The sequence below is a fragment of the Sphingobium sp. SA916 genome, assembly GCF_002894065.1.
GTDB lineage: Bacteria > Pseudomonadota > Alphaproteobacteria > Sphingomonadales > Sphingomonadaceae > Sphingobium > Sphingobium fuliginis.
Genome location: NZ_LXYF01000062.1, coordinates 13,493 through 36,082, shown reverse-complemented (window position 1 = coordinate 36,082; position 22,590 = coordinate 13,493). Strand labels below are relative to the sequence as shown.

Annotated in this window: 20 protein-coding genes and 1 pseudogene; 10 read left to right on the top strand and 11 right to left on the bottom strand. The window is 60.4% G+C overall.

Features of this window, described 5'->3' with window-relative positions:
- Positions 1 to 87 (top strand): annotated as a pseudogene (locus A8G00_RS18730) (integrase catalytic subunit); the annotation flags it as partial.
- On the opposite strand, the gene A8G00_RS24870 reads toward A8G00_RS18730, so the two are convergent.
- The 3 genes from A8G00_RS24870 to A8G00_RS18720 all read right to left on the bottom strand — a co-directional run bounded on the left by A8G00_RS24870 (position 76) and on the right by A8G00_RS18720 (position 1,880).
- On the bottom strand, positions 76 to 636 hold the full coding sequence (locus A8G00_RS24870) for an integrase (RefSeq protein ID WP_146032619.1): 561 nt from the start codon (positions 634 to 636) through the stop codon (positions 76 to 78). The pseudogene A8G00_RS18730 and the gene A8G00_RS24870 overlap by 12 nt on opposite strands.
- A gap of 66 nt (positions 637 to 702) precedes the next feature.
- Entirely contained in the window at positions 703 to 1,149 is a 447-nt protein-coding gene (locus A8G00_RS18725; RefSeq protein ID WP_062733595.1) for a hypothetical protein, read from the bottom strand.
- A gap of 92 nt (positions 1,150 to 1,241) precedes the next feature.
- On the bottom strand, positions 1,242 to 1,880 hold the full coding sequence (locus A8G00_RS18720; protein WP_061934272.1) for a hypothetical protein: 639 nt from the start codon (positions 1,878 to 1,880) through the stop codon (positions 1,242 to 1,244).
- Positions 1,881 to 1,939: 59 nt separating this feature from the next.
- Between A8G00_RS18720 and A8G00_RS18715 the strand changes: the two genes are divergently transcribed.
- Positions 1,940 to 2,728, top strand: coding sequence for a hypothetical protein (locus A8G00_RS18715; protein WP_062017056.1), 789 nt, complete (start codon positions 1,940 to 1,942; stop codon positions 2,726 to 2,728).
- A gap of 2 nt (positions 2,729 to 2,730) precedes the next feature.
- Here A8G00_RS18715 and A8G00_RS18710 read toward each other — a convergent pair whose 3' ends face one another.
- Positions 2,731 to 3,510 (bottom strand): hypothetical protein, encoded by a 780-nt coding sequence (locus A8G00_RS18710; protein WP_319024349.1) that lies wholly within the window; start codon positions 3,508 to 3,510, stop codon positions 2,731 to 2,733.
- A 257-nt stretch (positions 3,511 to 3,767) separates the two neighbouring features.
- Positions 3,768 to 4,373 carry a hypothetical protein gene (locus A8G00_RS18705; protein ID WP_139111423.1) on the bottom strand — a complete coding sequence of 202 codons (606 nt, stop codon included), beginning with the start codon at positions 4,371 to 4,373 and terminating at the stop codon, positions 3,768 to 3,770.
- 111 nt (positions 4,374 to 4,484) lie between these two features.
- Here A8G00_RS18705 and A8G00_RS18700 point away from each other — a divergent pair, with 111 nt between their 5' ends.
- Positions 4,485 to 4,976, top strand: coding sequence for a hypothetical protein (locus A8G00_RS18700; RefSeq protein WP_061934265.1), 492 nt, complete (start codon positions 4,485 to 4,487; stop codon positions 4,974 to 4,976).
- 95 nt (positions 4,977 to 5,071) lie between these two features.
- Here A8G00_RS18700 and A8G00_RS18695 read toward each other — a convergent pair whose 3' ends face one another.
- Positions 5,072 to 5,218: a hypothetical protein gene (locus tag A8G00_RS18695; RefSeq protein ID WP_162492717.1), complete on the bottom strand. Its 147-nt coding sequence runs from the start codon at positions 5,216 to 5,218 to the stop codon at positions 5,072 to 5,074.
- A gap of 261 nt (positions 5,219 to 5,479) precedes the next feature.
- Here A8G00_RS18695 and A8G00_RS18690 point away from each other — a divergent pair, with 261 nt between their 5' ends.
- A complete protein-coding gene (locus tag A8G00_RS18690) occupies positions 5,480 to 6,085 on the top strand; it encodes a twin-arginine translocation signal domain-containing protein (protein ID WP_061934263.1) in 606 nt (201 codons plus the stop codon).
- Positions 6,086 to 6,165: 80 nt separating this feature from the next.
- Positions 6,166 to 6,759 carry a sigma factor-like helix-turn-helix DNA-binding protein gene (locus A8G00_RS18685; protein ID WP_061934261.1) on the top strand — a complete coding sequence of 198 codons (594 nt, stop codon included), beginning with the start codon at positions 6,166 to 6,168 and terminating at the stop codon, positions 6,757 to 6,759.
- Positions 6,760 to 6,942: 183 nt separating this feature from the next.
- On the opposite strand, the gene A8G00_RS18675 is transcribed toward A8G00_RS18685, so the two are convergent.
- From A8G00_RS18675 to A8G00_RS18655, 5 genes are all read right to left on the bottom strand, one after another.
- Positions 6,943 to 7,554 carry a hypothetical protein gene (locus tag A8G00_RS18675; protein ID WP_061934259.1) on the bottom strand — a complete coding sequence of 204 codons (612 nt, stop codon included), beginning with the start codon at positions 7,552 to 7,554 and terminating at the stop codon, positions 6,943 to 6,945.
- A 363-nt stretch (positions 7,555 to 7,917) separates the two neighbouring features.
- Positions 7,918 to 8,865 (bottom strand): ArdC family protein, encoded by a 948-nt coding sequence (locus A8G00_RS18670; protein ID WP_061934257.1) that lies wholly within the window; start codon positions 8,863 to 8,865, stop codon positions 7,918 to 7,920.
- An 83-nt stretch (positions 8,866 to 8,948) separates the two neighbouring features.
- Positions 8,949 to 11,033: a ParB/RepB/Spo0J family partition protein gene (locus A8G00_RS18665; RefSeq protein WP_061934255.1), complete on the bottom strand. Its 2,085-nt coding sequence runs from the start codon at positions 11,031 to 11,033 to the stop codon at positions 8,949 to 8,951.
- 69 nt (positions 11,034 to 11,102) lie between these two features.
- Complete coding sequence (locus A8G00_RS18660) at positions 11,103 to 15,320, bottom strand: strawberry notch-like NTP hydrolase domain-containing protein (protein WP_061934253.1); 4,218 nt, start codon at positions 15,318 to 15,320, stop codon at positions 11,103 to 11,105.
- 80 nt (positions 15,321 to 15,400) lie between these two features.
- A complete protein-coding gene (locus A8G00_RS18655; RefSeq protein WP_062017059.1) occupies positions 15,401 to 16,264 on the bottom strand; it encodes a toprim domain-containing protein in 864 nt (287 codons plus the stop codon).
- Between the two features lie 127 nt (positions 16,265 to 16,391).
- On the opposite strand from A8G00_RS18655, the gene A8G00_RS18650 reads away from it, so the two are divergent.
- From A8G00_RS18650 to A8G00_RS18630, 5 genes are all read left to right on the top strand, one after another.
- A protein-coding gene (locus A8G00_RS18650) for an IS3 family transposase (RefSeq protein WP_099187111.1) occupies positions 16,392 to 17,530 on the top strand; the annotation gives its coding sequence in 2 pieces (ribosomal slippage) (positions 16,392 to 16,659 and positions 16,659 to 17,530; 1,140 coding nt in all).
- Between the two features lie 797 nt (positions 17,531 to 18,327).
- A complete protein-coding gene (locus A8G00_RS18645) occupies positions 18,328 to 19,023 on the top strand; it encodes a hypothetical protein (protein WP_226870471.1) in 696 nt (231 codons plus the stop codon).
- A complete protein-coding gene (locus tag A8G00_RS18640) occupies positions 19,016 to 19,759 on the top strand; it encodes an RES family NAD+ phosphorylase (protein ID WP_061940023.1) in 744 nt (247 codons plus the stop codon). The genes A8G00_RS18645 and A8G00_RS18640 overlap by 8 nt, the downstream gene beginning before the upstream one ends.
- 439 nt (positions 19,760 to 20,198) lie before the next feature.
- Entirely contained in the window at positions 20,199 to 21,401 is a 1,203-nt protein-coding gene (locus A8G00_RS18635; RefSeq protein ID WP_061940020.1) for an AAA family ATPase, read from the top strand.
- Complete coding sequence (locus tag A8G00_RS18630; RefSeq protein WP_103001374.1) at positions 21,398 to 22,432, top strand: ParB/RepB/Spo0J family partition protein; 1,035 nt, start codon at positions 21,398 to 21,400, stop codon at positions 22,430 to 22,432. Before A8G00_RS18635 ends, A8G00_RS18630 begins: the two co-directional genes overlap by 4 nt.
- Positions 22,433 to 22,590 lie beyond the last annotated feature (158 nt).

Sequence of the window (22,590 nt, the reverse complement as noted above, 5' to 3'; positions counted from 1 at the left end):
GAAACGGCGACACCGCCATATCCGGCCTCCGGTTCCGCTTCGCTCCACCTCCGTCCGGATATGGCGGCGATGGGCTTAATACACTAACAAACCAATCGGTTCACTCGGCGGGGGCAGATCACTACGCATGTCCATATATGCGTCTATGTCACTTACACTCAACGATAAGACGCTATTATCCGACCCCCGGTCCAATTGCCATTTAAGGAAGGTTCTTGCTTCCCACATATTTCCTCGAACGGTTTGATCGGTAAATCCTCGTTCGTCTTCCATCCATCTTCTGTAGCCATTAGCTAAATCACCGTGCAGCTTGGCGGACTCCTCCGCAACTTCTGACTGCGGCGGCCATTGCCCCTGTGCAAGGCTGAGGATTTTACAAATCGCTGTTCGGGGAAGCCTATCCCATCGTGGCGAAGGATACCGACCATATTTGGCTTCGAAGCACTCAGTCGCATACCGAATATACTGATCGACATGTGACGGGGTCACAACCTCAATCGGCAGATCAATCTCCGAAAGATAAATCAGAAATTCGGACGCGTAGAGAACATTGTTCTGGGCAGCCACTGGATTGTAGCGCTTCTCGGTCAAAGATCTGGACAGGTCAGCGATCAGCTCATCATGGATATTCAGCACGTTTGTCTCCTCGGTCGTTTCAGACACCGGAGACGTTCGCAACAAAAATAATGCGCAGCAACGCGGTTAGAAAACGGCGTAATTCTCGTGCATAGCTGACTTCCTTCGCATTATTCCAACCTCGCGATAATACGCCTTATGCGCAGCTGGGCATAAAGCATACCAGCCATTGGCAAATTCCACGGCCTCGTTCCAGTCATAGCCATGATCCGTGCGGCCGATCAGAATAGCCTGATCAAGTCGCGTGCCGCCACCCCGTGCCACCTTCGCTTGCGTGAAGGCGAAATTGCGGGCCTGCCGTTCGCATTCGGTTTGACGCGCAATCGCGTTCGTAACTGGCCGCATGGCGACCACCCGTTCGCGCGTCCGGGTCATGCGCAAATCCAGAGGGGCGTCGTTCGGGAGGTCGGGATAGGCACGCCAAGCGGCAGCGATCATTTCCGCATGCTCGGCGGTTCGGCCTCGGCTGATCCAACAGGCGGGATCGGATGCGATGAAGCTTTTGGTGTCCATGGGTGGCGTTCCTGATTGTCGCATGCGCCAGCAGGCTGGTCGCGGCAGCCCCATCATCCGTAGGATGGGAAGGCGTTGGCGGACCGGCGCCGTCAAACGGCGAGACGCGGCTTGGCGCAGCAGGGCAGCTTGAGGTCGCGGCAAACCCGGTCAGCCAATCGGTCCGGGGTGAGCAGCTCCTGAACCGAAGCCCAGTGGTTGCGTTCTCCTATGTGATCGTCGCGGCCCCGCACGCGACGAAAGCAGATTTCATGGCCAGGGCCAAAAGGAGAGATCGACAATTGCATCCACAGATTTTGGCCATGCAGGGTGATGTCGCCCGATACCGCCGGCCCCGCCGGGTTGGAACGAATGCTGTAGGCCCCCGGTGCAAGCCCCAACGCATCGGCAAAGCGAAGCAGAGCGCGGCGCCCTTCGGCGTGAAAGGTGCGTTTGGCCGGCGCGTCATACGCGACGCCGCGCTGACAAAGGACGGGCAATGTCGGGCTGCCGCGAATGGCGGCGATCTCCGTCATGCACGCCTGCCGCATCTCGGCCTCGGAGGCCTTGCTCGCGCACACGGTGCTGAAATGGCGGGCCAACAGAATGACGGCAGGATCGCACTCAATGTCTTTGCCCGCGTTGCGACAATCGGTGATCGCCGCTTCAAGCACGTGAAGTGTTGCGGCGATGGTCGTGCATCCGCTCGGATCAAGGGCCTGGGCGTGGCGAAAGGCAACATCGTAGCTCATGATGGGGTCTCCGGCTTCAAGCGCAGGGCGCGCTCCTTCCACCTCGATCCCCCTCCTCTTTGCCGATCTGGGCCAGCAGCCGTTTTTCTGCGGTTCATACCCCATCGGCAGTATGGCTTGCGCGGGCGATCGACATTAGCATCGCCGCGTCGCGCCGGGGGGCCAATGCCGTGGTTATGAATTTGATCGATTTGATACAGGCTGGGACGATCGACGTGCGATTGCCCAGCGTATCCCCCTTGGCCTCCGACGATGATCGCTCCGCCGCGCTCAATTCAACCGGCGTGCTGACGGTGATCGGCGGGGCGTTTCAGGTCGATCGCTTGGCCGCAGCGCTGATCGCCACCACCGGCAAATGCACATCGCTGGAAGGGCAGGTCACGCAACAGGTCGAAACGCGCCATGTGCTGGCGCAACCCTGGAACTACAATCGCATGGTCAGCGCCATCACGGCGCGGCGCGAGGAAAGGCCCGCGGGTCCCATCGAGGTGATGCGCGTCAGCGGCGCACGACTGCCAACACTCTATATCGTCCTTGCCGGTGAACATGAGGTGTTTGCGGCGCGACAGGCCGGCGATGAGCAAATCCCGGTTCAGATCCTGGGTGACTATCAGTGCGACTTCCAGAATCACTTCATTCAGTCGGGCCATCTCATGGACTTTTCGTCCGGAGAGCTCACCCCTGTCTCGCCTGAGGAACCATGGTCCGGCGCAGCCGAGTGGGAGGATGCGAAGCTCGCTCCTGACGTCATGCAGATCATCCAGGCGTTGGGCGTGCGCGTGATCGCCTCGGATCGTTCAGACCAGGATAAACGGGAGCGCGCGAACGGACATGATAATGACGGCTGACATCATGCCGCTGCGCGGATAGCCGTTCCTCCGAACGCATCCCTGCGACTATGGTAGATCTCGGCCGCCCATGTTTGGATCCAAGGCTCGACCAGCGCATCATGGTCGAGTTCACCCTGTTCGATCAAGGATTGGATCTCGCCCCGCGCCTGCGCGATCGCCGCTTCCCACCCATCGGCCGGCAGGGCATCCGTGATATTGGGAGCGTTTATGGGCAGAGCTTTTGGCGCATCGCCAAGCCGCTCGGCCTGACGGCCCAGCCAGGTCTCAAGATGGTCCGCAACGAAGCGGTCGGTCTTTGAGATGCCCCGGCTCAGGGCCTCGCGACGCGCGCTGGTGCCATAGGCCTGGCTGTCAATCGAGCGGATCCGCTTCCCGAACGGAAGCAGATAGGGAATGGCCGGGCCTTTGACGCCGAACAGATGGAGGCGGGTTGACGGCGGCAAGATCCGGTCGAGATGCTCGACCACCGCGATCAACCCTTCAGGTCCGGCGACCTCGCGACGGCACATGCTGCCGACACCGATAAGCGGCGCACGCTCGATCAATCCCCATAGCGCGTCGAGGCAGCGCTCATAATCGCAGGGTCGACGGCCCTGGATCACCGGCATCATGGTCGACAAGATACCATGATCATCGGCGCGGCGGCAGCATTCGAAATTGGCCGCGATGGTGCGTGACAGCCGTTCAAGCACCTGTGCGCGGTCAGCGGCAATTTCCTGTTCCACGCAATAGTCGGCGCTGGCCCACCATCGGAATGGAAAGGCGGCGGCAAGCGCCACATAATGGGCGATCGACCAGGGGAATGCTCCATAGCGCGCCGTCGCGACGAAACCCGCGCTGTCGAGATGAAGCGATGCCAGCGGACGAGCGTTGGCGAGCTGCCCGGTTCTCCATCTCGTCCAATCGCGCCATCCCTTGCTCGCGGAATATCTGGAAAGGCAGTTGGCCGAAATAAGCGCCGGTTGCCGTAGCGCAACCACGCGGTCGAGGATCGGCCCCTTGCCCAGATGCGGCAACCCGACGATGATCTCCATCGTCACGGCAACGGTTCGGCGCCGATCGCCGTGAAGCTGTTGACGATCTGGCAGCTGTCATAGCGCTCGGCATCGACCAGGGCACGATGGTCGATCATCTCATAGGTCGCATGTCCCAGATGATCGACGCTAAGCACCCGTCGGCCGATGACCCCGGTCTTCCCCTCCGGCACCCAATCGGCATGAGAGCCGAAGGCGGCGACCACCACGACCTCGCCGATCACGGCTTCATAGGCCGCGATCGCGCGCAGCACATGACTGTCGCGGGGCGTGACTGGCTTGCCAGTAAAGTCACTGTAGGCCTGCGGCCGCCAGGATCGAACGGTGTCGTGCGCCAGCAGGATTGCCGCGCCCATGGCCGGCCGATCGACCCGGCGCAGTTCGGCCTCGAAACCCAGATAGACGAGCGCCCAGTTAACGTCCTCCTCGTAGAAGGGCTCGTCGCGCCGGAGCGCATCGGGCATCGCCGCCTGCCGCTGCTCCGACAAGAGGATGCCACCGTGGCTCGGGGTCGACACATGCCAGATGCCGGGCGCGATCTGATCGGCGCTCTGGATGGCGCCCCAAATGCTCATGGTCGGCTGGGCTGAGGGTAGGAAGATCGTCATGTTGTACTCCTTTTTGCTTCACGGCTTCGCTCCCCCTCTCCTTCTGCCGGTCGAACCAAGCTTGACCCGGCGAATTGTTCTCTATATGTTCTTTTCCGAGGAGATGTGCCCATGAGCCTTGAGAAAGACATTCGCCGCCATTTTGATCTCGACATTGGCCTGCGCGATGCCGCGCTCGACGCGGAAAATCGGCCGACGCGCCGGATGATCGCCAACGCCTGCATCAACATGCCGGTGGAGGACGCCTATTATTCGGTGCGGGAACTGCGGGAAGCCGCGCAGTGGGTCCTTGATGGCGCCGCAGCGGGAAAGCGGAAGCTGATGTCGATCCTGTCGAACGACAATTGCGACGATTTCCAGCGCTGCATCTATTTCTGCCTGGCGGGCCGCGGGGTGATCGAGATGCTCGACGATCTCGAATGGCTCGAAACTCTCCTCGAACCGCGCGGGCGGGTCGCGGGTGAACAGATGCGCCTGAAGATCCCGACGATGCCGGTCAAACGGCCCTATGTCGCCGATGAACCGGACGGACCAATGATCGGAATGGCCGAGGATTTCCGACAGGGTCCATCCTGGTGGATGGACGAGGCGTTGCGCCGCTAGGCGTCACTTTCAGGCTGCGGGGTCGATCCGGCCTCGCAGCTTCCCGCCGGAACTCTGCATCGGATCCAGCAGGTTCAATCAGCCGATCAAGCGGCTTAATCCTTCGCCTTCTCCGGCTCTTCCCGGCGGCGCAACTCATTCTCGACCGCCTCGCGGACAAATAGCGCGAAGCGTCGGTTGCCGACCAGCGCATCGATACGGCTGATCGTCTCTTCCGATAGCCTGACCGTAGTCGGCTTCATTCCAAGCGGCCTTCGTCCCATTGCTTCGTCGCTAACGGTCATATCTGCAATCTCCAAGCCAAAGCTATTGACGCCACCGTTTATTTACATATACGACGTCGTTTATGCAATAAACGGTGGCGTATATTGCCATTCGGCCAATCCGCTGGTTGGCCCATCGCAATGGAATCGCCGCGAATCATGTGGAAAGCGCCGGGACCGTGCCCTGTCCATCCCGGCTTCTCCGCAAGGACCGCATCGGATGCGGAAAAGGAGGCGCATATGGATGAGTTTGATCCCCGCCCGTCACGCCGCGATCTTTTGCGGGCACTCACGGCCGCCCCGGTTGTGGCAGTCGTATCGCCCGCAAGCGATGCGCTGGCCGTGCTGCACACGCAGTATGAAGACCAGCCAGCCACCCTTGCGCGGACCAGGGAGGGCCGAAGTCTGAGCCGGTTCCGCTATCATAATGCAGAGTCCTTCTTGTGGGGATTGAACCAGGGCATCTGCGGCAATGACGTCGGCGAAATGCTGTATCGATCCGGCATTGTCGTCCAACTGGGCCTGTCCTCCTACTTGCTCGACATCGGCTTTTCCGACGAATGGAATGCGCGGCACATCCGTCTCGATGTCGCCAAGTCGCTTGCCTATGCCAACGCAACCGGCTTCGGGCATGGCTGCCCGGACATGGCGCGGTTAGCAGCCGTCCTTTCGCCATATTGGAAGTGGGGCCATGCCCATCGATTTGAAGCGCGACCGGACGATGGCGGCTTCACGACAAGCAAGGTTGCACCATTGCTTCGCACGCTGCTCGACCATGTCCATGATGTGACCGGCCATCGCCGCCCGAATGGTTGGCGGCGCGAACAGCGTGAGGTGCAGGCATGATGCCGCACACCCACCGGACATCAGCAATCTCCCCATTACCCCGGGAGACTGCCAAGACCCGACCTGACGCGGCGAGGCTGGTGGCCATCGACGCCGCCGTGAACGATCTGCCCGCGCTGATGGGCGAGATTTTCCTGCTGTGCCGAGATGATGATCTGTCCTTCGCGGAAATTGCGGGCCGCCTGTCCATCGATGCTTTAGCCGTCCAGGCGTGCCTCGCCGAAGCGCTGGCCATGGTCGCGACGGTGATGGACGGGGAGAAGCCCAGTCGCTCGCAAAACGCAAATATCGAGCCTGCGGAACGGGCGCTGCGACAGCGGCACCGCGCCTATTGCGAGCAGGCGTTGCGCATCCGGGGAAGGCGGGAAATCATAGCATGGGGCGATGCTGAAGATGACGACCTGCTCGTGAGGCAGGCGGTTCTGGCGACGATGCCAGTGCAGGTCCGCGAGGCTTTTCTGTTGAACCGGCTCGAGGGACTGAGCTATGCAGACATCGCTCGACGCCAGCGGACCTTCAAATGGATCGTCAGGCGTCGAATGTTGCGCGCCATTCGAGCCATTGCTCAAAGCCCGCTCTCCTATGCCGACTGGCTGAAGGAACAAGGGCGTCGCCTCACGACACCATCTGCAATTCAACATGATCATCCTGCGACGGTGCCGTCGAAACCCTGAAGGGTTGGAGCGCATCTCCGGTTCGGATGACGCTCACGGGGCAGAAGCCCTGATCGAAGATCCGCGATGCGATGCGCTCCGCATTTTCGCGGCTGCACAGGGCGCGGCGCTTGGGCGAGATGGGTTCATCCTTGGCGAACATGACATTCCCTCATCGGTGCAACAGGATAGACGGCCTCCCCTTCATCCGAAGACCGTCTTATGGACCCGGGTCGTCGGCACGATGAGCCAGTGCCGATCCATGAAGTGGTTGATATGGCAAAGGCTGCCACCTTGGGCGTCGCGGAAGCGCATGGTGCGGCCACGCTTTTCGACGATGAATTGATCGCGTGTCTCTCCGTCGGTGAACCGCAATGGGGATGCCAAGCGCACCCGGTCGCCGCTGCGGAGGGCACGGGAGCGAAGACGCAATCGGGCAAGGCAACGCCGGCGCCAATCGAGCGCATATTCGCTGTCAGTCGTCGTCAGCAGGCCCAGAATATCGGCGGGGCATTCTGCTTCGTGCGGCCCTGCGGATTCGCTCATATCCTTATATCCGAAATTCTCACCGCTTGGGCTGCGGGGACTCCATTTAACGAGACAGACGACAGCGAAGACCTCACCCGGAATACCGTTGGTGATGGACTGCACCGCTGCATAATAGACGCGGTTCCCTGGACAGGAAGAAGCCAGAACCCGAAGACCCTGCGTCGTGCCATCTTCCAATTCACGTTCATAGGTGAGTTGAGCATCCAGATAGGCGCTCGCGGTCTTGTAACCGCCCATCGAGCTGAACGGCATGGTGAGCCATCCCATGGCTTATCTCCTGTGTTGAATGTTAGCCGGTCAGGGCCAGTCATAGGTCGGAAGGTTGGCAATCGGCTCGCAGTCGCGGTCGAACTGATCCAGGTTATCCCGATGCCCTCGGCAAAAGCGAGGCATTCCTGCAGCCGCTTTGGCATCAGTTCACGGCTGGTCGACTTGACCCAGATGAACCAACCATATTCCGACCAGCGTTCGGCACGAGATGACTTTGCCATAGGCCTGGATCGGATTTCTGACCGGGAGGATGGACGACTTCGACATGACGGTCCAAGGCCTCGGCGACAGCTGGCGTAACATGGGCCGTCGAGAGGTGAAGCATTTTCGAGATTTCCAGGGCCATGATGTGTCTCCCGATCAGGCGGCCAGCGCGGCCGGGTGGTCCGCAGCGGCAGGCATAGGTTTATTGACCTCATCTGTGCTTTCGCTGAATTGTCGCAGATAGGTAAAGGCCTGCTCGGCCTTGGACGCCGCGTGGATGATCGCGGTCGTGTCCGCTTTCAAAACGGAAATCCATTGACCTACGTAGCTTGCATGACTATCATGCAGTTCATGGGGCAGTCCAAGATCAGCACAAATCAGACCTGAACCTATTTCGGCGACGAGTTCTTCGAAGCAATAAGCCTTGTCGCCAAATCTCTTGCCGAATACTCTTGCCAGGCGTGACGCGGAACCGGACCAGTGCAGGCTTTCATGCGCGCGAACACTGGCATAATAATCCATCGACTTGAATGATCGCGGAGCGGGCAGCTGAATATAATCCCGTGACGGATTATAATAGGCTTCATTGCCGCCATGGCGGACATCAGCGGGTATGGCGTTGAAGAAGCGATCGATCTCAGCCTGCCGTGCCGATGGGTCGATAGGTGTGTCCGGCAGGACCGGTGGATAGTAGAAGTCGGGCAGGCCATCGACCTGATCGCAATTATAAACGACATAGTGGCGCAGGAAGCGAAACTTGCGATCACGTTCCTCTCCGGTCGCTGGATCATTCTTCCTTTTGGTAAAGGCCGAATAATAGACGGAGAGCGAACCGGACTCACCGGACCGCACATTGCCACCAAGCTCCTCGGCTTGCCGGCGGGTCATCCAGAAGCGCGAGCGATAGCCGCAGGCGTCAGCAATCGCCCAGAGATAAAGATTATTGATGCCGGTGTACGGCGTGCCGCAATGGCGCAGCGGCCGGCCACCGGCGCCAGTGACAGCCCAGGGCCGTTTCCAGGGCGCCACACCTTCTTCCAGCTTGCGGATAATGAGCGCGGTGATTTCTGCCGCGACCTCGCGGCTTGTCTTCTTGGACGCCATGGCCGTTCCCCTAAGGTGCGAGGCGTGGACCCGCCGACGGGTCGATCGTGCCGGCGGGTCGTCGGGAGAGAAGGGGCGATCGATCAGGCCGCTTCAGCCGCGTCATCCACCGCTTCTTCTTCGGCGGTCTCATCGACCGCATCGTCTTGTCCGGTTTCGTCGTTCCGTTCGCCGGCCTCGGGGTCCTGAGCCTCGACCGATTCCGCTGGCTCGACGCTGTCGGCAGCGGTGTCGCGGAAGCGCATGATGTCCGGAACCCAGGCGAGAGCCGCTTCCTTCACCTCCGGTTCGACGATCGACTCGCCGGCGAACAGTTTATGGCAGCTCGCGGAGATCTCCGGCTTCTTGAGCGTCGCATGCCGCGCCATGACGGCCGGTCCCCCAACCTCATTGAGCAGCGCCAGCGTCGAGGCCTTGGGAATGCGATCGAAATAATTTTCCGACGTCGGCCGCCACCAATGGGCGGAGTCGATTTCGAGTATGGTACCGAGCCGATCGTGGAGAGGCACCTGCTCGTTGCGATATCCGGCCTTGGCCTCCAGCGACATCGCCACCGCGAAAGCAAGCCATGCCGCCTTGCTATCATCATCCAGGGCGCGGAATGCCTCGAAGCGATCGATGACCGACTTGTGATCCTTCCATGCGACATTGAGGCCATCATGGGCCTCGGCAAGATAATCGCGGGCATGGGAAGCAGGCACCGCACCCGAAACAGGATCCTGCGGCTTGCCGGCCCGGATAGTGGAGCCGACCGGGTCCGAGCCGTAACCGCGCTCGTCGACCATGCAGAAGATTGCATAGTCGAGCGCAAGCGCTGGTTCAGCCAGGAGGGCCGCTGCCAATATGTCGCGGCGCTGCATCGCGAGTTCATCATAGAGACGGGCGCTGAGTGGCTTGCCGCCGGGCGCGACATTTTCCGGCGGAAGGCTGGGCGCTGGGGAGGCACCGCCCCCGCCCGAGAGGCTGGTTCCCTCGCTGCCATTGCCAGTGCCCCTCCCCTCCTCGGCCTCGGTACGGATGGGCTGCTCGCTATAATAGCAGCTGTCGAGCTTCATCGCGCCGTCGGGCTGGAGGGTGAGGAAAAGGCCGACCAACGGCTTATAAGCGTCGGGCAGGATGGGAGCGCGATTGTCGATTTCCTGCCATTCGGCAAAGAGCGCGTCATCTTCGCTGTTGAGCGTATCGTAGGCTTCTTCGGCCAAATCCTCATCTTCGAGCTCGGTTTCGATCTCCTCGCGGCGCACCTCGATCGCCTGAAGACGCTCGGCCTGTTCCAGGGTCAGCTCGGGCTGCGGGAGATGGACGCGGTACAGTCCATGCGCCGCGCTATGGGTATAGCTGCTGGCAATCGGGCGGATCCAGGCAAGGCCGCTCTCTTCGCCCAGGCGCGCGGCTTCCGCTTCCATGATCTCGCCGGCGAGACGGTGGGCGATTTCCGGGTCGATCCAGCGATCGCCATTTTCGCTGAAGAGATCGCGGTCGATCCGTCCGCCTTCCGCCTCGTAGCGCTCGTGCCCGACGAGAATGGCGATCGCGTCGCTGGCGTTCATCGTCTCGTTGCTGATGGCACGGCGGATGGTATCGGCCGAGGTGTAGGAAATATTGTAACTGTCCCAGACGAGCAGTTGCTTGTCGCGATTTTCGGTCGAAGCGAAGGCCTTAGCCATATCGAGCGTAATCTCGCCTTCGCTGAGCGCGGTGAAGATTGGTTCGGCAAGCGAGGCGAGCCGCAGCCGGCCTTCCACGAAGCGCCGGGTGACACCGAAGCGTTTCGCGACCCCGTCGATATCGCCGCTCGTGCCGATGAAATGCTGGAAGGCCCGGCATTCTTCGGCTGGCGTCATCCGCAACTGCTGGAAATTGGCAGCGGTCGAGGTTTCGGTGAGTGTCGCTTCGTCGCCCTGGAGAACCTTCACTGGCACATCATAGGCGCCCGCATCAATGTCACCCTGTTCGGCGAGCAGCATGAGCGCGCGCAGCCGGCGGCCGCCGTCGAACACCTCAAAGGTGCCGCGTGGCTTCTTCGCCGGCGTGACCAGCAGATTCTGGAGAACGCCGCGCGCGTCAATATCGGCGGCCAATTGCGGGATCTGAAGCTGATCATCGGGCCGCTTGCGGACGTTGATGGGGGAAAGGCGGAGCTTGGAGAGCTTGATGGAATCGATCACGGGGGTAACTCCTTCTGGCGTCCGGTTCAGCCCGGACACCCTCCCCGCTCCCCCTTCCCTTTCATCGCATCAGGTTGGTTCGAGGATTTTCCCCAGGATCAACTCCGCTTCGGCCACCGGCAAAAAGACCCGAGTCCGAAACTGGATGATTTCAGTGAAGGCGCCCAACGATTTAAGCCAAGGCAACTGGGCCGCCGGCGCCCCGACCAGTTCGATACGCGGCTTGCCGTTCACGATCGCCCGCTTGACGGTGATCGCGAAGGGACGGACAAGGTCGACGCTCCGGCCCGACAGAACCGATTTCGCAATCTGGTCCGCCGGGAGATTGTCGGCACGATCCACGCCTAGCTTGGTGTAGAGGTGGGCGACATGTTCATCATAGACCATGCGGCCCAGCCAAGAGCGGCCATCGGCCGTGGCAATGCGGTTGACGATCAGATGATCGCTCGGAAGCGCTGACCAGATGGGCAGCAGCAATCCGGTCGCTATCCGGATGGTCTCGCGTTCCAGCGTCTGCGCAGCTTCATCGGCCTCGGCCGCCCAGCGCTCGGCAAAATCCTCGCGCAAGATGGGTTTCCAGGCGGTTTCAAACATGTCCGCTACGCGCTGATATTCCCGCCGGGTGGGCCGCATCAGCTCGACGCGGGGAATGGGCGTACCGTCATTCTCTTCCATCAGGGAGCGTGCCTGCACCTGTAGCGCCACCTTGCCGGACTTGCCGTTGATCAGAAACTCCGACGCATCATCGGCATCGGCGATCCGAAGGATGCGTTCCAGCGATACGGGCGTTCGGCGTCGGGCAACCTCGATGGTGATAAGATGCGAGGTGGCGCCGCTGAGCGGATCGGTGCGCAGCACGGTATCATCAAGGATGGTCGCATCATCAACCAACATGGTTTCGACGCCGACATCGAGCCGCCCCGCTTCGCGCGCAGCCGTGACACGGGTTTCGACCAGCGTCAGGAACTCGTCGAAAATCCGGTTCTGAAGATCGATGGGGAGCGCGAGCAAGCGATTGAGCCAGCGCTGGATCGGCGGCAGGTCCTCCTTCAATATGCCGTCCTTGTCGGTCAGTTCGAGCCCGGTCAGCTCCTCGAACTCGGTAAAGCTGACGCTCTGAAGTTTGCCGTTCACGAGCAGGTGGAACCAGCTGGTCAGCGCGGCACAGGCATATTCGCTCTCCAGATTGTCGGCAGGGTCGAACAAGTTTTGGCCGCCGGTCTGGCGCTGGCCGCGCGTGAGCGCACCCAGGCTATCGAGCCGCCGGGCGATCGTGCTGGTGAAGCGCAACTCGCCCTTGCAGTCGGTCGTGACCGGCCGGAACAGCGGGGAGCTGGCCTGGTGGGTACGGTGGGTTCGGCCGAGGCCTTGGATCGCCCGGTCAGCGCGCCACCCCGGTTCGAGCAGGAAATGAACGCGCTGCTCCTGGTTCACCACGTCGAGCGAAGCATGATAGGAGCGGCCGGTGCCGCCGGCGTCGGAAAAGACCAGGATGCGCTTGGTTCCAGCCATGAATGCCGCAGCGTCGGCCTGGGACGAGCGGGTGGATCGGCTTTCCAGCTTCTGCGCGCCACCGCCGGTCGATACCAGCCTTTTGGTCCGCCCGGTGACCTCGGCGACATGGTCATGGCCGAAATGCTCCAGCAGCCCATCGAGCGCGGCCGCGATCGGCGGTAGCGCGCAGATATGCTCTATGAGCCCGGCGCGCGCCGCTTCGGCCTGTGGGTTATAGACAGGATTACCATGATCATCGGTCATCGGCTCCGATCGGGCGGTGCCAGTATCGTCGGTGAAGACCCGCATTTGGCGCGTTGGAAAGGCGCGTTCGAGATAATCCACCATGAAATCGACCGGAGACAAGTCCAAACTAAGCTCCGCCCGCTCATCAGGACTGAGCGCTCCAAGGCGACGATCGAGAATGGACTCTGCCGTGGTCACAAGCTGCAGCACCACCGATTGACCCTCGCGCAAATGGTGATCGACCGCAGCGATCACTGTCGGCAATTTCATCGAGAGAAGCACTTGGCCGAAGAAGCGCTGCACCGTGCTGTGCAGGCGCGACCGCGCCGCGGCATTGGCGCCGCTATTGAGGGTCGTGTTCTCAAGGCCATCGACAACGCCGGTCTGTTCAAGCGCCGCCTCCATATTGCGATGAATGACCGACCACGCCGAACTATAGATGTCGTAGATCTCGATCTGTGCCGGGGTCAGGCTGTGCTTGAGCACATCATATTCAACGCCGGCGAAGCTCAGCGCCCGGCAAAGGTAGAGGCCCATGGCCTTCAAATCACGCGCCACCAATTCCATGGCCGCAATGCCGCCCTGACGGATGTCGGTGATGAACCGTTCCCGATCGGCGAAGGCCGTTTCTGGTCCCCACAGCCCCAGGCGCACCGCATAAGCAAGATTGTTGACCTCGGAGGCGCCGGTGGCCGACGCATAGAGGACGCGAGCGAGCGGAAGATGGTTCTGGAGCCGGACGCCGCAGATACCCTGTTGCGATCCAGCCTTGGCGCCAAGAGCCCCTTCCCCGCCTGCCACGCCGCCCATCTCATGGGCTTCGTCGAAGGCTATCACGCCTTCGAAATCAGCCCCTGCCCACTCAATGATCTGCCGCAAGCGGCTATGATCGGATCGCATCGAGCGGAGGGTCGGATAGGTGACGAACAACACCCCGTCCTGGAGCGTGATGGGCTCGTCGATCTTCCAGTTGTTGATCGGCTGGATATCGGCTGCGACGCCACCGAGCGCAGTCCAGTCGCGGCGCGCGTCTTCGAGCAGCGGCTCATTCTTGGTAACCCAGATGTTGCGGCGACGGCCGGCGAGCCAATTGTCGAGGATGCAGGCGGCGACCTGCCTCCCCTTCCCTGCCCCGGTGCCGTCGCCCAGGAAAAAGCCCTTGCGATAACGGTCGCCATCTTCGGCTATGACAAGGCCAACGCCCTCCTTGTCAGGCCTGGAGCGTCCCGGCTGGAATTGCGACCAGGCGTGGCCGGCATAGACGACGGTTTCGAGCTGGGATGCGGAGAGCAGCCGTTCCGTGACGGTCCGTTCGGGCAAATGCGGGACGTAGCTTGGGATGGGCGCCGGGATCGACCCCATGGCGATCGACTCCACCAGTGCGGTCGGATGTTCGCCGGCGGATGTGAAAGCTATACGGCTGGGCCGATAGGGAAGATAGATGCCGGTCTGTTCGAGCAGCGGCGCCGGGATATCGAGCGGCGTGTAATCGACCGGCAGGACATCATTTTTCACCGGCGCATGCCAGGGTCGTGGCGCGGGCTTGGTGCTTTTGACCGCGCGGAACAGGGAGATGCCCGCGCTACGTTTGGGCGCGGGGGCCGTGACGGTCCGAACCTCCGAGCGCGCAGCAACCGTGCAGCAATCTAGGAAATCCGCAACGGAGGCCCGCTGGATCGTCGATGGAACTGTGCCGCCCGGCACTTTGTCGATCACGAACAACCTGACGGCGATCGATGTGCCATGCTTGGTGTAGCATTTTTCCAAGCGCAGCGAGGTTCGCACGCTTGTATCGCGCAGGGTGGTTTCGAACTGGTCGCGCATCCGACCGTTGTTGCTGAACCAGTCGGGCATGATAGTGACGAGTCTTCCACCTGGGCGAAGCATCCTGAGCGCGGCCTGGAGATGACGAACGGCGGCATAGTCATCGGCACCGCGTCCAAACGAGCGCGCGAAAGGCGGATTCATGAGAACGAGCGTCGGCCGCTCGATTGATGCGAGGGTGGAATTGAGCGTCGCCCCGTCATGGCCGGTGATGCTGGCATGAGGGAATGCGGAGGCGAGCCGCGCGCGGCGGGCTGGATCCAGTTCGTTGAGGTGCAACGATTCATGTGGACCGCACTGGGCGATCAGTAGGCCGTTGCCCGCGCTGGGTTCCAGGATGATGTCATCGTGCTGCACATCTGCGAGCACCACAGCCAGCGCAGCGATATCGACGGGGGTGGAGAATTGCTGCCAGGCAATCTGTTGCTCGCTGCGCACCGTCTGGGTGGGCAAGCGGTCAACCAAGGTGATGGCGGCTCGCACCTCGGTCAGCGATGATGGCGGCGTCGGTTGCCGCACCAGATGCAGCGCCAGCGCATGTTCAAGGATCTCGAAGCTGTCGCGCTGGGTCCAGCGGCCGTCGGCATCGCTTCCGCCGAAGGCCTGCACCATGGCATCATTGAGGTGGCGACGTGTTATCGGTTCATTGCCGTCAAGATGGCGACAAAGCAAGTCAGCGGCCTCGCGGTCGGCGCGGGCGGTTGCCTCGAACAGGTCGGTCATGAAGATCTCCGAAGGTTGGCTGCCCTCCTGGCAGCTGCACCTTCTCCCGATCCCCCTCCCCTTTCCTGTCCCGGACCGTATCAGCCAGGAAGGTTCGCCCCCTGCTCCATGCGGGCGGCGAGAAGCTCGGCCCAATCACCGAAATTCACGGACGGCGGAGCATGGTGGATAGCGAGACGCGGCCGAGCATAGCGCTGAGCGGCCACGTTGGCGGCACGGAGGCCCTCAGGATCATTATCGTGGGCGAGCATCAGGATCTCGACATGATCAGGGATGATCAGCTGATCAAATCGGCGCGCGCCGAGGGACGCCCAGCAGGGAATGTTGCGCAGCAATGTGAAGGCGCGGGCGTCTTCGAAGCCTTCGGCAATCCCCAGAATCCGGCGAGGATATCCACCCTGCCACGCACCGTGCCGGGGCGTTCCCAGCATCGCCTTGTGTGTGTAGTCAGCCGTTTCCGGGTCGAGGAATATTCGCTGAATCGCCGTCAGTTGCCGTCGCTCGCGAACTGCGACCAGCAAAGCGGGTAGGAACTGGGTGTGAGGTTTGGGCAAATAGGGACAGCGCGGATGATAGCGGACATCCGGCGGAATCGTGGTGAAGTGACGCCGCGCCAGATGGCGTTCGCCAAGCGTGTTACGAACGTCCACGGCCTCGTTCCAGACGCGAACGGCGTTGCCGGTGCCAGCCCGGCTTGTCGTTTCAGGTGGCGTTCCGCGCTGGGTGATGCGAACCCGGGTCAATTCTCGAAGAACGTCCTCACGGGTGCAGCCGGCAAAGCAGGTGACCAATATACCCCGATCGCCCTGCCGAAGGGATAGACTCGGATCATTGTCGGCATGGGCCGGGCACCGGCACATGGCAATGGGACCGTGCCACCTGCCACCAAGGGCCTGGACCAGATCGACGAGTTCCTGGGATGGTTTGTGCGCAATGAGGGACATAAGCATTTCTCCTGCTCATGCCCCTCCCCCTCTTCTCTCTTCAGAGGTGGCCTGGCAAAACTGGACAGTGAGCTAAGTGGATTTTCTGCCTGACGGCGGCCAGGATGGCCGCGAGACAGGAGCAGAGATGAGCAAACGACCCCGCCGGAACCACAGCCCGGCTTTCAAGGCGAAGGTGGCATTGGCTGCCGTGAAGGGCGAGAAGACGCTGGCCGAGTTGGCGCAGCAATTTGACGTGCATCCGAACCAGATCACGACGTGGCGTAGCCAGTTGCTGGAGGGCGCAGCAGGCGTGTTTGGTTCGGGCAACGCGTCGGAAACGGGCGAACCGCCGGTCGACGTGAAGACGCTGCACGCCAAGATCGGCGAGTTGACGCTGGCGAATGATTTTTTGGCCGGCGCGCTCGGGAAGGCCGGTCTGTTGCCGAGCGCAAAACGATGATCGACCGTTCGCACAGTTTGCCGCTGGCCCGGCAGGCGCGGGAACTGGGGATCAGCCGGGGGAGCGTCTATTACCTGCCCAGGCCGGTCTCGGCGGCGGATCTAACGATCATGCGGCGCATCGACGAGTTGCACCTCGAATTTCCATTCGCAGGCAGTCGGATGCTGCGCGATCTGCTGCGGCAGGAAGGCATCGGGATCGGCCGCCAGCATGTCGCCACGCTGATGAAGAAGATGGCGATCGAGGCGATTTACCGTCGCCCGAACACATCGAAGCCGATGCCAGGGCACAAGATCTACCCCTACCTGCTGCGCAAACTGCCGATTGTGCGGCCCAACCAGGTCTGGGCGACGGACATCAGCTACATCCCGATGGCGAGGGGGTTCGTCTATCTCGTGGCCATCGTCGATTGGTTCAGCCGGAAGGTCCTGGCTTGGCGGGTGTCGATCACGATGGAGGCCGACTTCTGTGTCGAAGCATTGGAGGAAGCGCTCGCGCGCTTCGGAAAACCGGAGATTTTCAACACCGACCAAGGCAGTCAGTTCACTTCGCTCGCCTTCACCAGCGTGCTGCACCGGGAGGAAATCGCCATCAGCATGGACGGACGGGGCGCATGGCGCGACAATGTGGTGGTCGAGCGCCTGTGGCGCTCGGTGAAATACGAGGAGGTTTACCTCCGCGCCTACGCCGCGGTCAGCGAAGCCCGGGTATCGATCGGTCGTTATCTGAACTTTTACAACGCAAGGAGGCCGCATTCGAGCCTTGGTGCCCGGACCCCGGACCAGGCATATTTTGACAACCTGCCGCTGGCGATGGCAGCATGAGCCAAAGGCCAGCGAAGCTAATTTGGCCGCCGATATGGGGCGTCACTCCGGTCGGGCTACGCCCTCCCTACATGACGCCCCATATCGGCAGTGCGAGCAAAGAACCGGCAGACGATCCACTTATCAAGTGCCGATCCCTGTTCAGACCAACCCGGCCACCTCTCTTCCGGCCTCGCTACGGCCATGGCAGCTACAATTCGCGCGTGCCTGGGTCCGGTGCCAATGACCAATAACCCTTAATATGAGCGTGCCGCGGACGCTCTTATTAAGGGTTATTGCTGCAAGCCTGAATATGGATTGCTTTGCGTGCCGGTCCCATCGGCGAACGCGGCGGTAACATCTCCTCGATGCCGATACCTGCAGGACGCGGACGGGCTACCGCGGCAATCCTCTAATGCATGAATGAAGGGGGCCGCATCGCGGCCATGGCGCGCATTTGCGGGCGAAGGGCAAGTTCGGGTTGGATGCAAATAGCTTCTGCGCAATCCCCACGAAGGAGCGCGTCGATGGCCTTTCGTGCCTCTGGCTGTGACCGATGGAATGGATAGCCGGCGTCGTTCGACGTCCTCATTATGCCCTCTCCTACGAGTCGTTGGACGGGGAGCATAGGTCCAGCAAGCGCCATGTCGAAGCATTATTCGTGAGTGTGTCGGCGGCGGTTTCCATCGTCTCGTACACGTGAGCGATGAGCGTTCCCGAGTACCGGCTACGACTGCCTACGAAAGCAAACCGGCTCGGTCACGATGGACCATTGAATATTAAGATTATCACTGTATATTGATAACCGAGATATTCGAATGGAACAGATGATGGCATCGATCCCCAATAGCGAACTGGCCAGTCTCGGCATTGAGGCGCTGGCCGGTTCTGTGCATGAAATCCGCGAGCGGCTGAAGGGGGCGGACGATGACCAGATCGTTGCGCTCAAGCTCGACCATGGCAGCAAGCGGATTACTGCGGCATTTGCAGAGGCCGTGCGCCTCATTGCACCGATGATCGTACGCAAGATCGCTGATCAGGAAAATGCGACGCTCGAAAAGCTGGTCGACGCCCTTGTCCCACAGGTTCCGTTGCCCGAGCACCTGCTGACCGAAGCGAGGATGAACGCCGAAGCGCGCAAGGCGGTTCTGGAAAGCGGAGAATGGTTGAGCGCTGCCCAACTATCAGAGATTGCTGGTTTTAGCGGACAAAATGCCAGCGCGCAGCCCAACAAGTGGAAGCGCGAGGGCAAGATCTTCGCCTTGCGGCGCAATGGCAGCGACTATTATCCTGGTTACGCCCTCGATGCAGATGCGGGCTATCGCCCTGTCAAGCAGCTCGCGCCAATCCTGAAGCTGTTCGGCAATGATTTGGAAGATTGGGATATCGCGGTCTGGTTCGCGTCTGCGAACAGCTTCCTGGGTGGCGTGGCGCCGAAGGATATTTTGGCGAGCGCGCCTGACCGCGTGCTTGCGGCGGCCGAAGACGAGATGGCAGGGGTGCTGCATGGGTAAGGCCAAACGTCCGGCCACCCCAATGTCCAGCAAGTCCACCGCTCCTGATGTCCCGACAGCGACCCGCGCGGCTGCCGGCATTGGTGCGACGCGGTTGATCAAGGCACCGCCGTCGGACCTCGATAAGTTGGTGAAGCGGACAAGCTGGACATCTGGCGAGATCATTCATCGTGTCCATCCAGATGTGTACACGGCGGATCAGTTTAATCCCGGTCTCAACGGCAATGCGCGGTTCAGTCCGATCTGTGATGCCGCCGGCAATCCTATCCCAACCGTCTATGGCGGCACGACCTTCGAGTGTGCAGTGATGGAAACTGTCTTCCACGATGTCCCCTTTGCAGCGGGCCTGAAGACAGTCGCCAAGCGGAAAATCCGGCATCATCATCATTCGCAGCTCATTTCAGCTGCCGAGCTGACGCTTGCGAACCTCACCAACAAGGCCCTGCGGAAGCTTGGTATCCCACGCGCCGATCTGATTGACACGGAAAAGGATCTCTACCCGCAGACGCGAGCATGGGCCGAAGCGGTTCATGCCCAATGCGCCGACGTGCAAGGCTTATGCTGGGTGTCTCGCCAGGACGACACTGCTCAGGCGATCATCCTCTTTGGGGACCGGCTTGCGCCGGGTCTTTTGACCCTTACCGCGCCATCGGTTGACCTTGTCGGAGATGACGCGACTTATGCGGGACTCGTCAAATTGGCCGACGACATAGGGGTGAAGCTTATCGGCAGATAAGCCGCCGCTGGTTGGAGCGATCAAGTGCCATCGGTCAAACGATTTTCAGATGCGGACTGGATTCTTTGAGAAGGTGAGCCGCAGCGTATCGCTGCGTGACGGGGCTATTGTGCTGCTTCGTCCGAACTCGCGCAAAGCATCCTCACCTTGGCACATGGCCAACCAAGGGACGAGTATGCGGTGATTTGTCCCCGTCCTTTCGCGCCGTGTGCATGTTGAGGCGGGAAATCAGTACAGGGCATTGCCTTTCGCACCTTCTGGGTACGAGGAAAGGTGGCTGCAGATACAGGTGGTTCGTGGCAAAAGAGCATTTTCGAACCTTCCGTCGCAACCTAGTTCGGAAAAAATCTCCTAAACCGGCAATTTATTGACAACCATAGCGATGCTTCATATTTTATTGGCAACCGTACTTCGCGAATGATTCGGCTGGGGCTCCTTTATGATTGATACCGTTTCCAACCTGAAGGCCATGGTCGAAAACGGTGAGGCCCTTAGTGCCCAGTTGAAGAAGGTCGCTTTTCGACCGCGGGCCCGGAAAAATCTCGAATTGACCTTTGGTCCGGGACGCGCAGCGGATTTAATCGGTCGCACTCCCGAGGCGTTGACTAAGGCAGAGGCGAAAGGTCGGCTGCCGGCCCCCAAGATTGGTGCCAACGGTCGGCGCTATTACACGCTCGAGGATCTGACGCTCATCCGTCAGTCTCTCGGGATCATTCCGGGAAAGCAGGCACATGAGCCTGCGGTCGTTTTAGCCGTTCAGAATTTCAAGGGTGGCGTCGGGAAAAGCACGATCACCAAGCATCTGGCCGATTATCTTGCGCTTCAGGGGCTAAGGGTACTCGTCGTAGATTGCGATCCTCAAGCCTCGACCAGTTCCTTGTTCGACGTGGACCAGGAAGAACTCTGGGATAGCGACGAGACGCTTGCGCATTTCTTGGCTCCTTCCGCGCCGCTCAGCGAATTTCGCCGCACCATCCGTGATACCGCTTGGCCAACGACCAAGATCGTCCCGTCGAGCCTAGGCCTGGGTGAAATTGAGTGGCACATGGTCGCAGGCGCGGAAGGGCGCGAAGAGATCATGCGTAGGTTCGGTTTGCTCAGGGCCGGTATCAGTCAAGTTCGCCGCGAATTTGATGTGATGCTACTCGATCCACCTCCAGCAATGGGATTTCTCGGGATGAATGTTATGGCCGCTGCGAGCGGTCTCGTTGTCCCGGTTCCGGCCCGGCAGCTCGATTTTCTATCGACAATTCACTTCATGACCAACATTGCCGACACGCTGGAAGCTCTCAATGAATATAACATGGGCGTGAATTACGACTTTATTCGAGTTGTTGCCTCAAATTACTCGCGATCCGCCGATGGGGAGGCCGGTATGCTGCGTATCTTGCAGCAGATGTGCGGCACGAACATGTTGACCAATCCCATTCTAGCGTCTGAAGAAATCAAGAATTCGGTACAGGAGTTCCGGTCGGTCTATGAGTCCGACAAGCCGATCTCCTCGCACAAAACCTTTACCCGTTGCCGAGACAACCTCGATCTGGTTTTTTCGGAGATCCTTCATGTGATCCGGCAACAATGGCCCTCCACGAGTCTGACGGGTTTTGGCGATCAAAATATGCTGGATGGTGAGGCCGCATGAGCAAGCGCGCGTTATTCGACGAAGTCATTGCCAATGCGGCTGCAGAGCAAGGTGAGAGCACGTCCGCTGCTGAAGGGCCAGCCCAGTCCCGCGCCCGCAAACCAATGAATTTCGCGACGCGGCGGCTCGATAATTTCGAAGAAGCCGCCAAGATGCTAAAAAAGCCGGCGATTTCGCTCAAGCCTGATGAAGTGTCGATCTGGCCGGGCAACGCACGGGACTATTCAGCCCTGAGCGAAGATCGAGTCCGCACGTTGATTGACTCGCTCGTCGCGGAAAATGGGAACCGAATTCCTGTCATCGTCCGTCCGACCCCCAATGGGGAGAAGCGCTATGAACTGATCACCGGTACGCGGCGGCATTGGGCGATCGCCTGGCTCAATGCCAATAATCATCCCGAGATCAGCCTCTATGCATCGATCGAGGATCTAACCGACGAGGCAGCATTTCGCGTCGCGGATATCGAAAACCGTGAACGGGAAGATATCTCCGACTACGAACGGGCGACAAATTATCGCGAGGCCCTCAAGTCCCATTATGAAGGCGTGCAGCGCCGGATGGCCGAGCGACTGAAGCTGAGTCCCGGCACGCTTTCCCGCTATATTGCTCTTGCCGAGATGCCGCAGACGATTGTCTCTGCCTTTGGCTCACCGCGCGATCTGACTCTCCATTTCGCGAAGCCTCTCCTGCCTTTGATTGATGATCAGGAAAAGCGCCAGCGAATGGAAGATGCTGCCCGCTCGATCGCAGAGGAACAGAGCCTCAAACAGAGTTTCGACGAAGCGATTATCCCCGCCAATGAAGTGGTGACGCGGTTGCTGGCTGCGGCGAACAATAAGCAAGCCCGGGCACGGAGGCAAAAGCAGAGCCTTCTTACGCAATCGGGCCGTGAATTCGGAGTGGTCGAACGTGATCGCGCCAGCGAGTTGATGATCAAGATCGTTCCTTCTGAGAGTTCCATTGACGAGCTCATGGAGAGCTTGAGGGCTGCCATTGAGCGCTCCAGGATTTGGGCAAAGGGTAAGGCGTGAGGCAAGCTCAGCGCCCATTTGTCAAATGCACAAAATGGCCGATTTGCCGTTTAAAATCATTATGTTCGCATGGATGTTGCCGACGGCAACATCTTGCAGCTTTTAGCGTTCGAGCGTTTTAGAAAATGGTGGAATCCCCCCCTAGTCTTGGCCGGCAG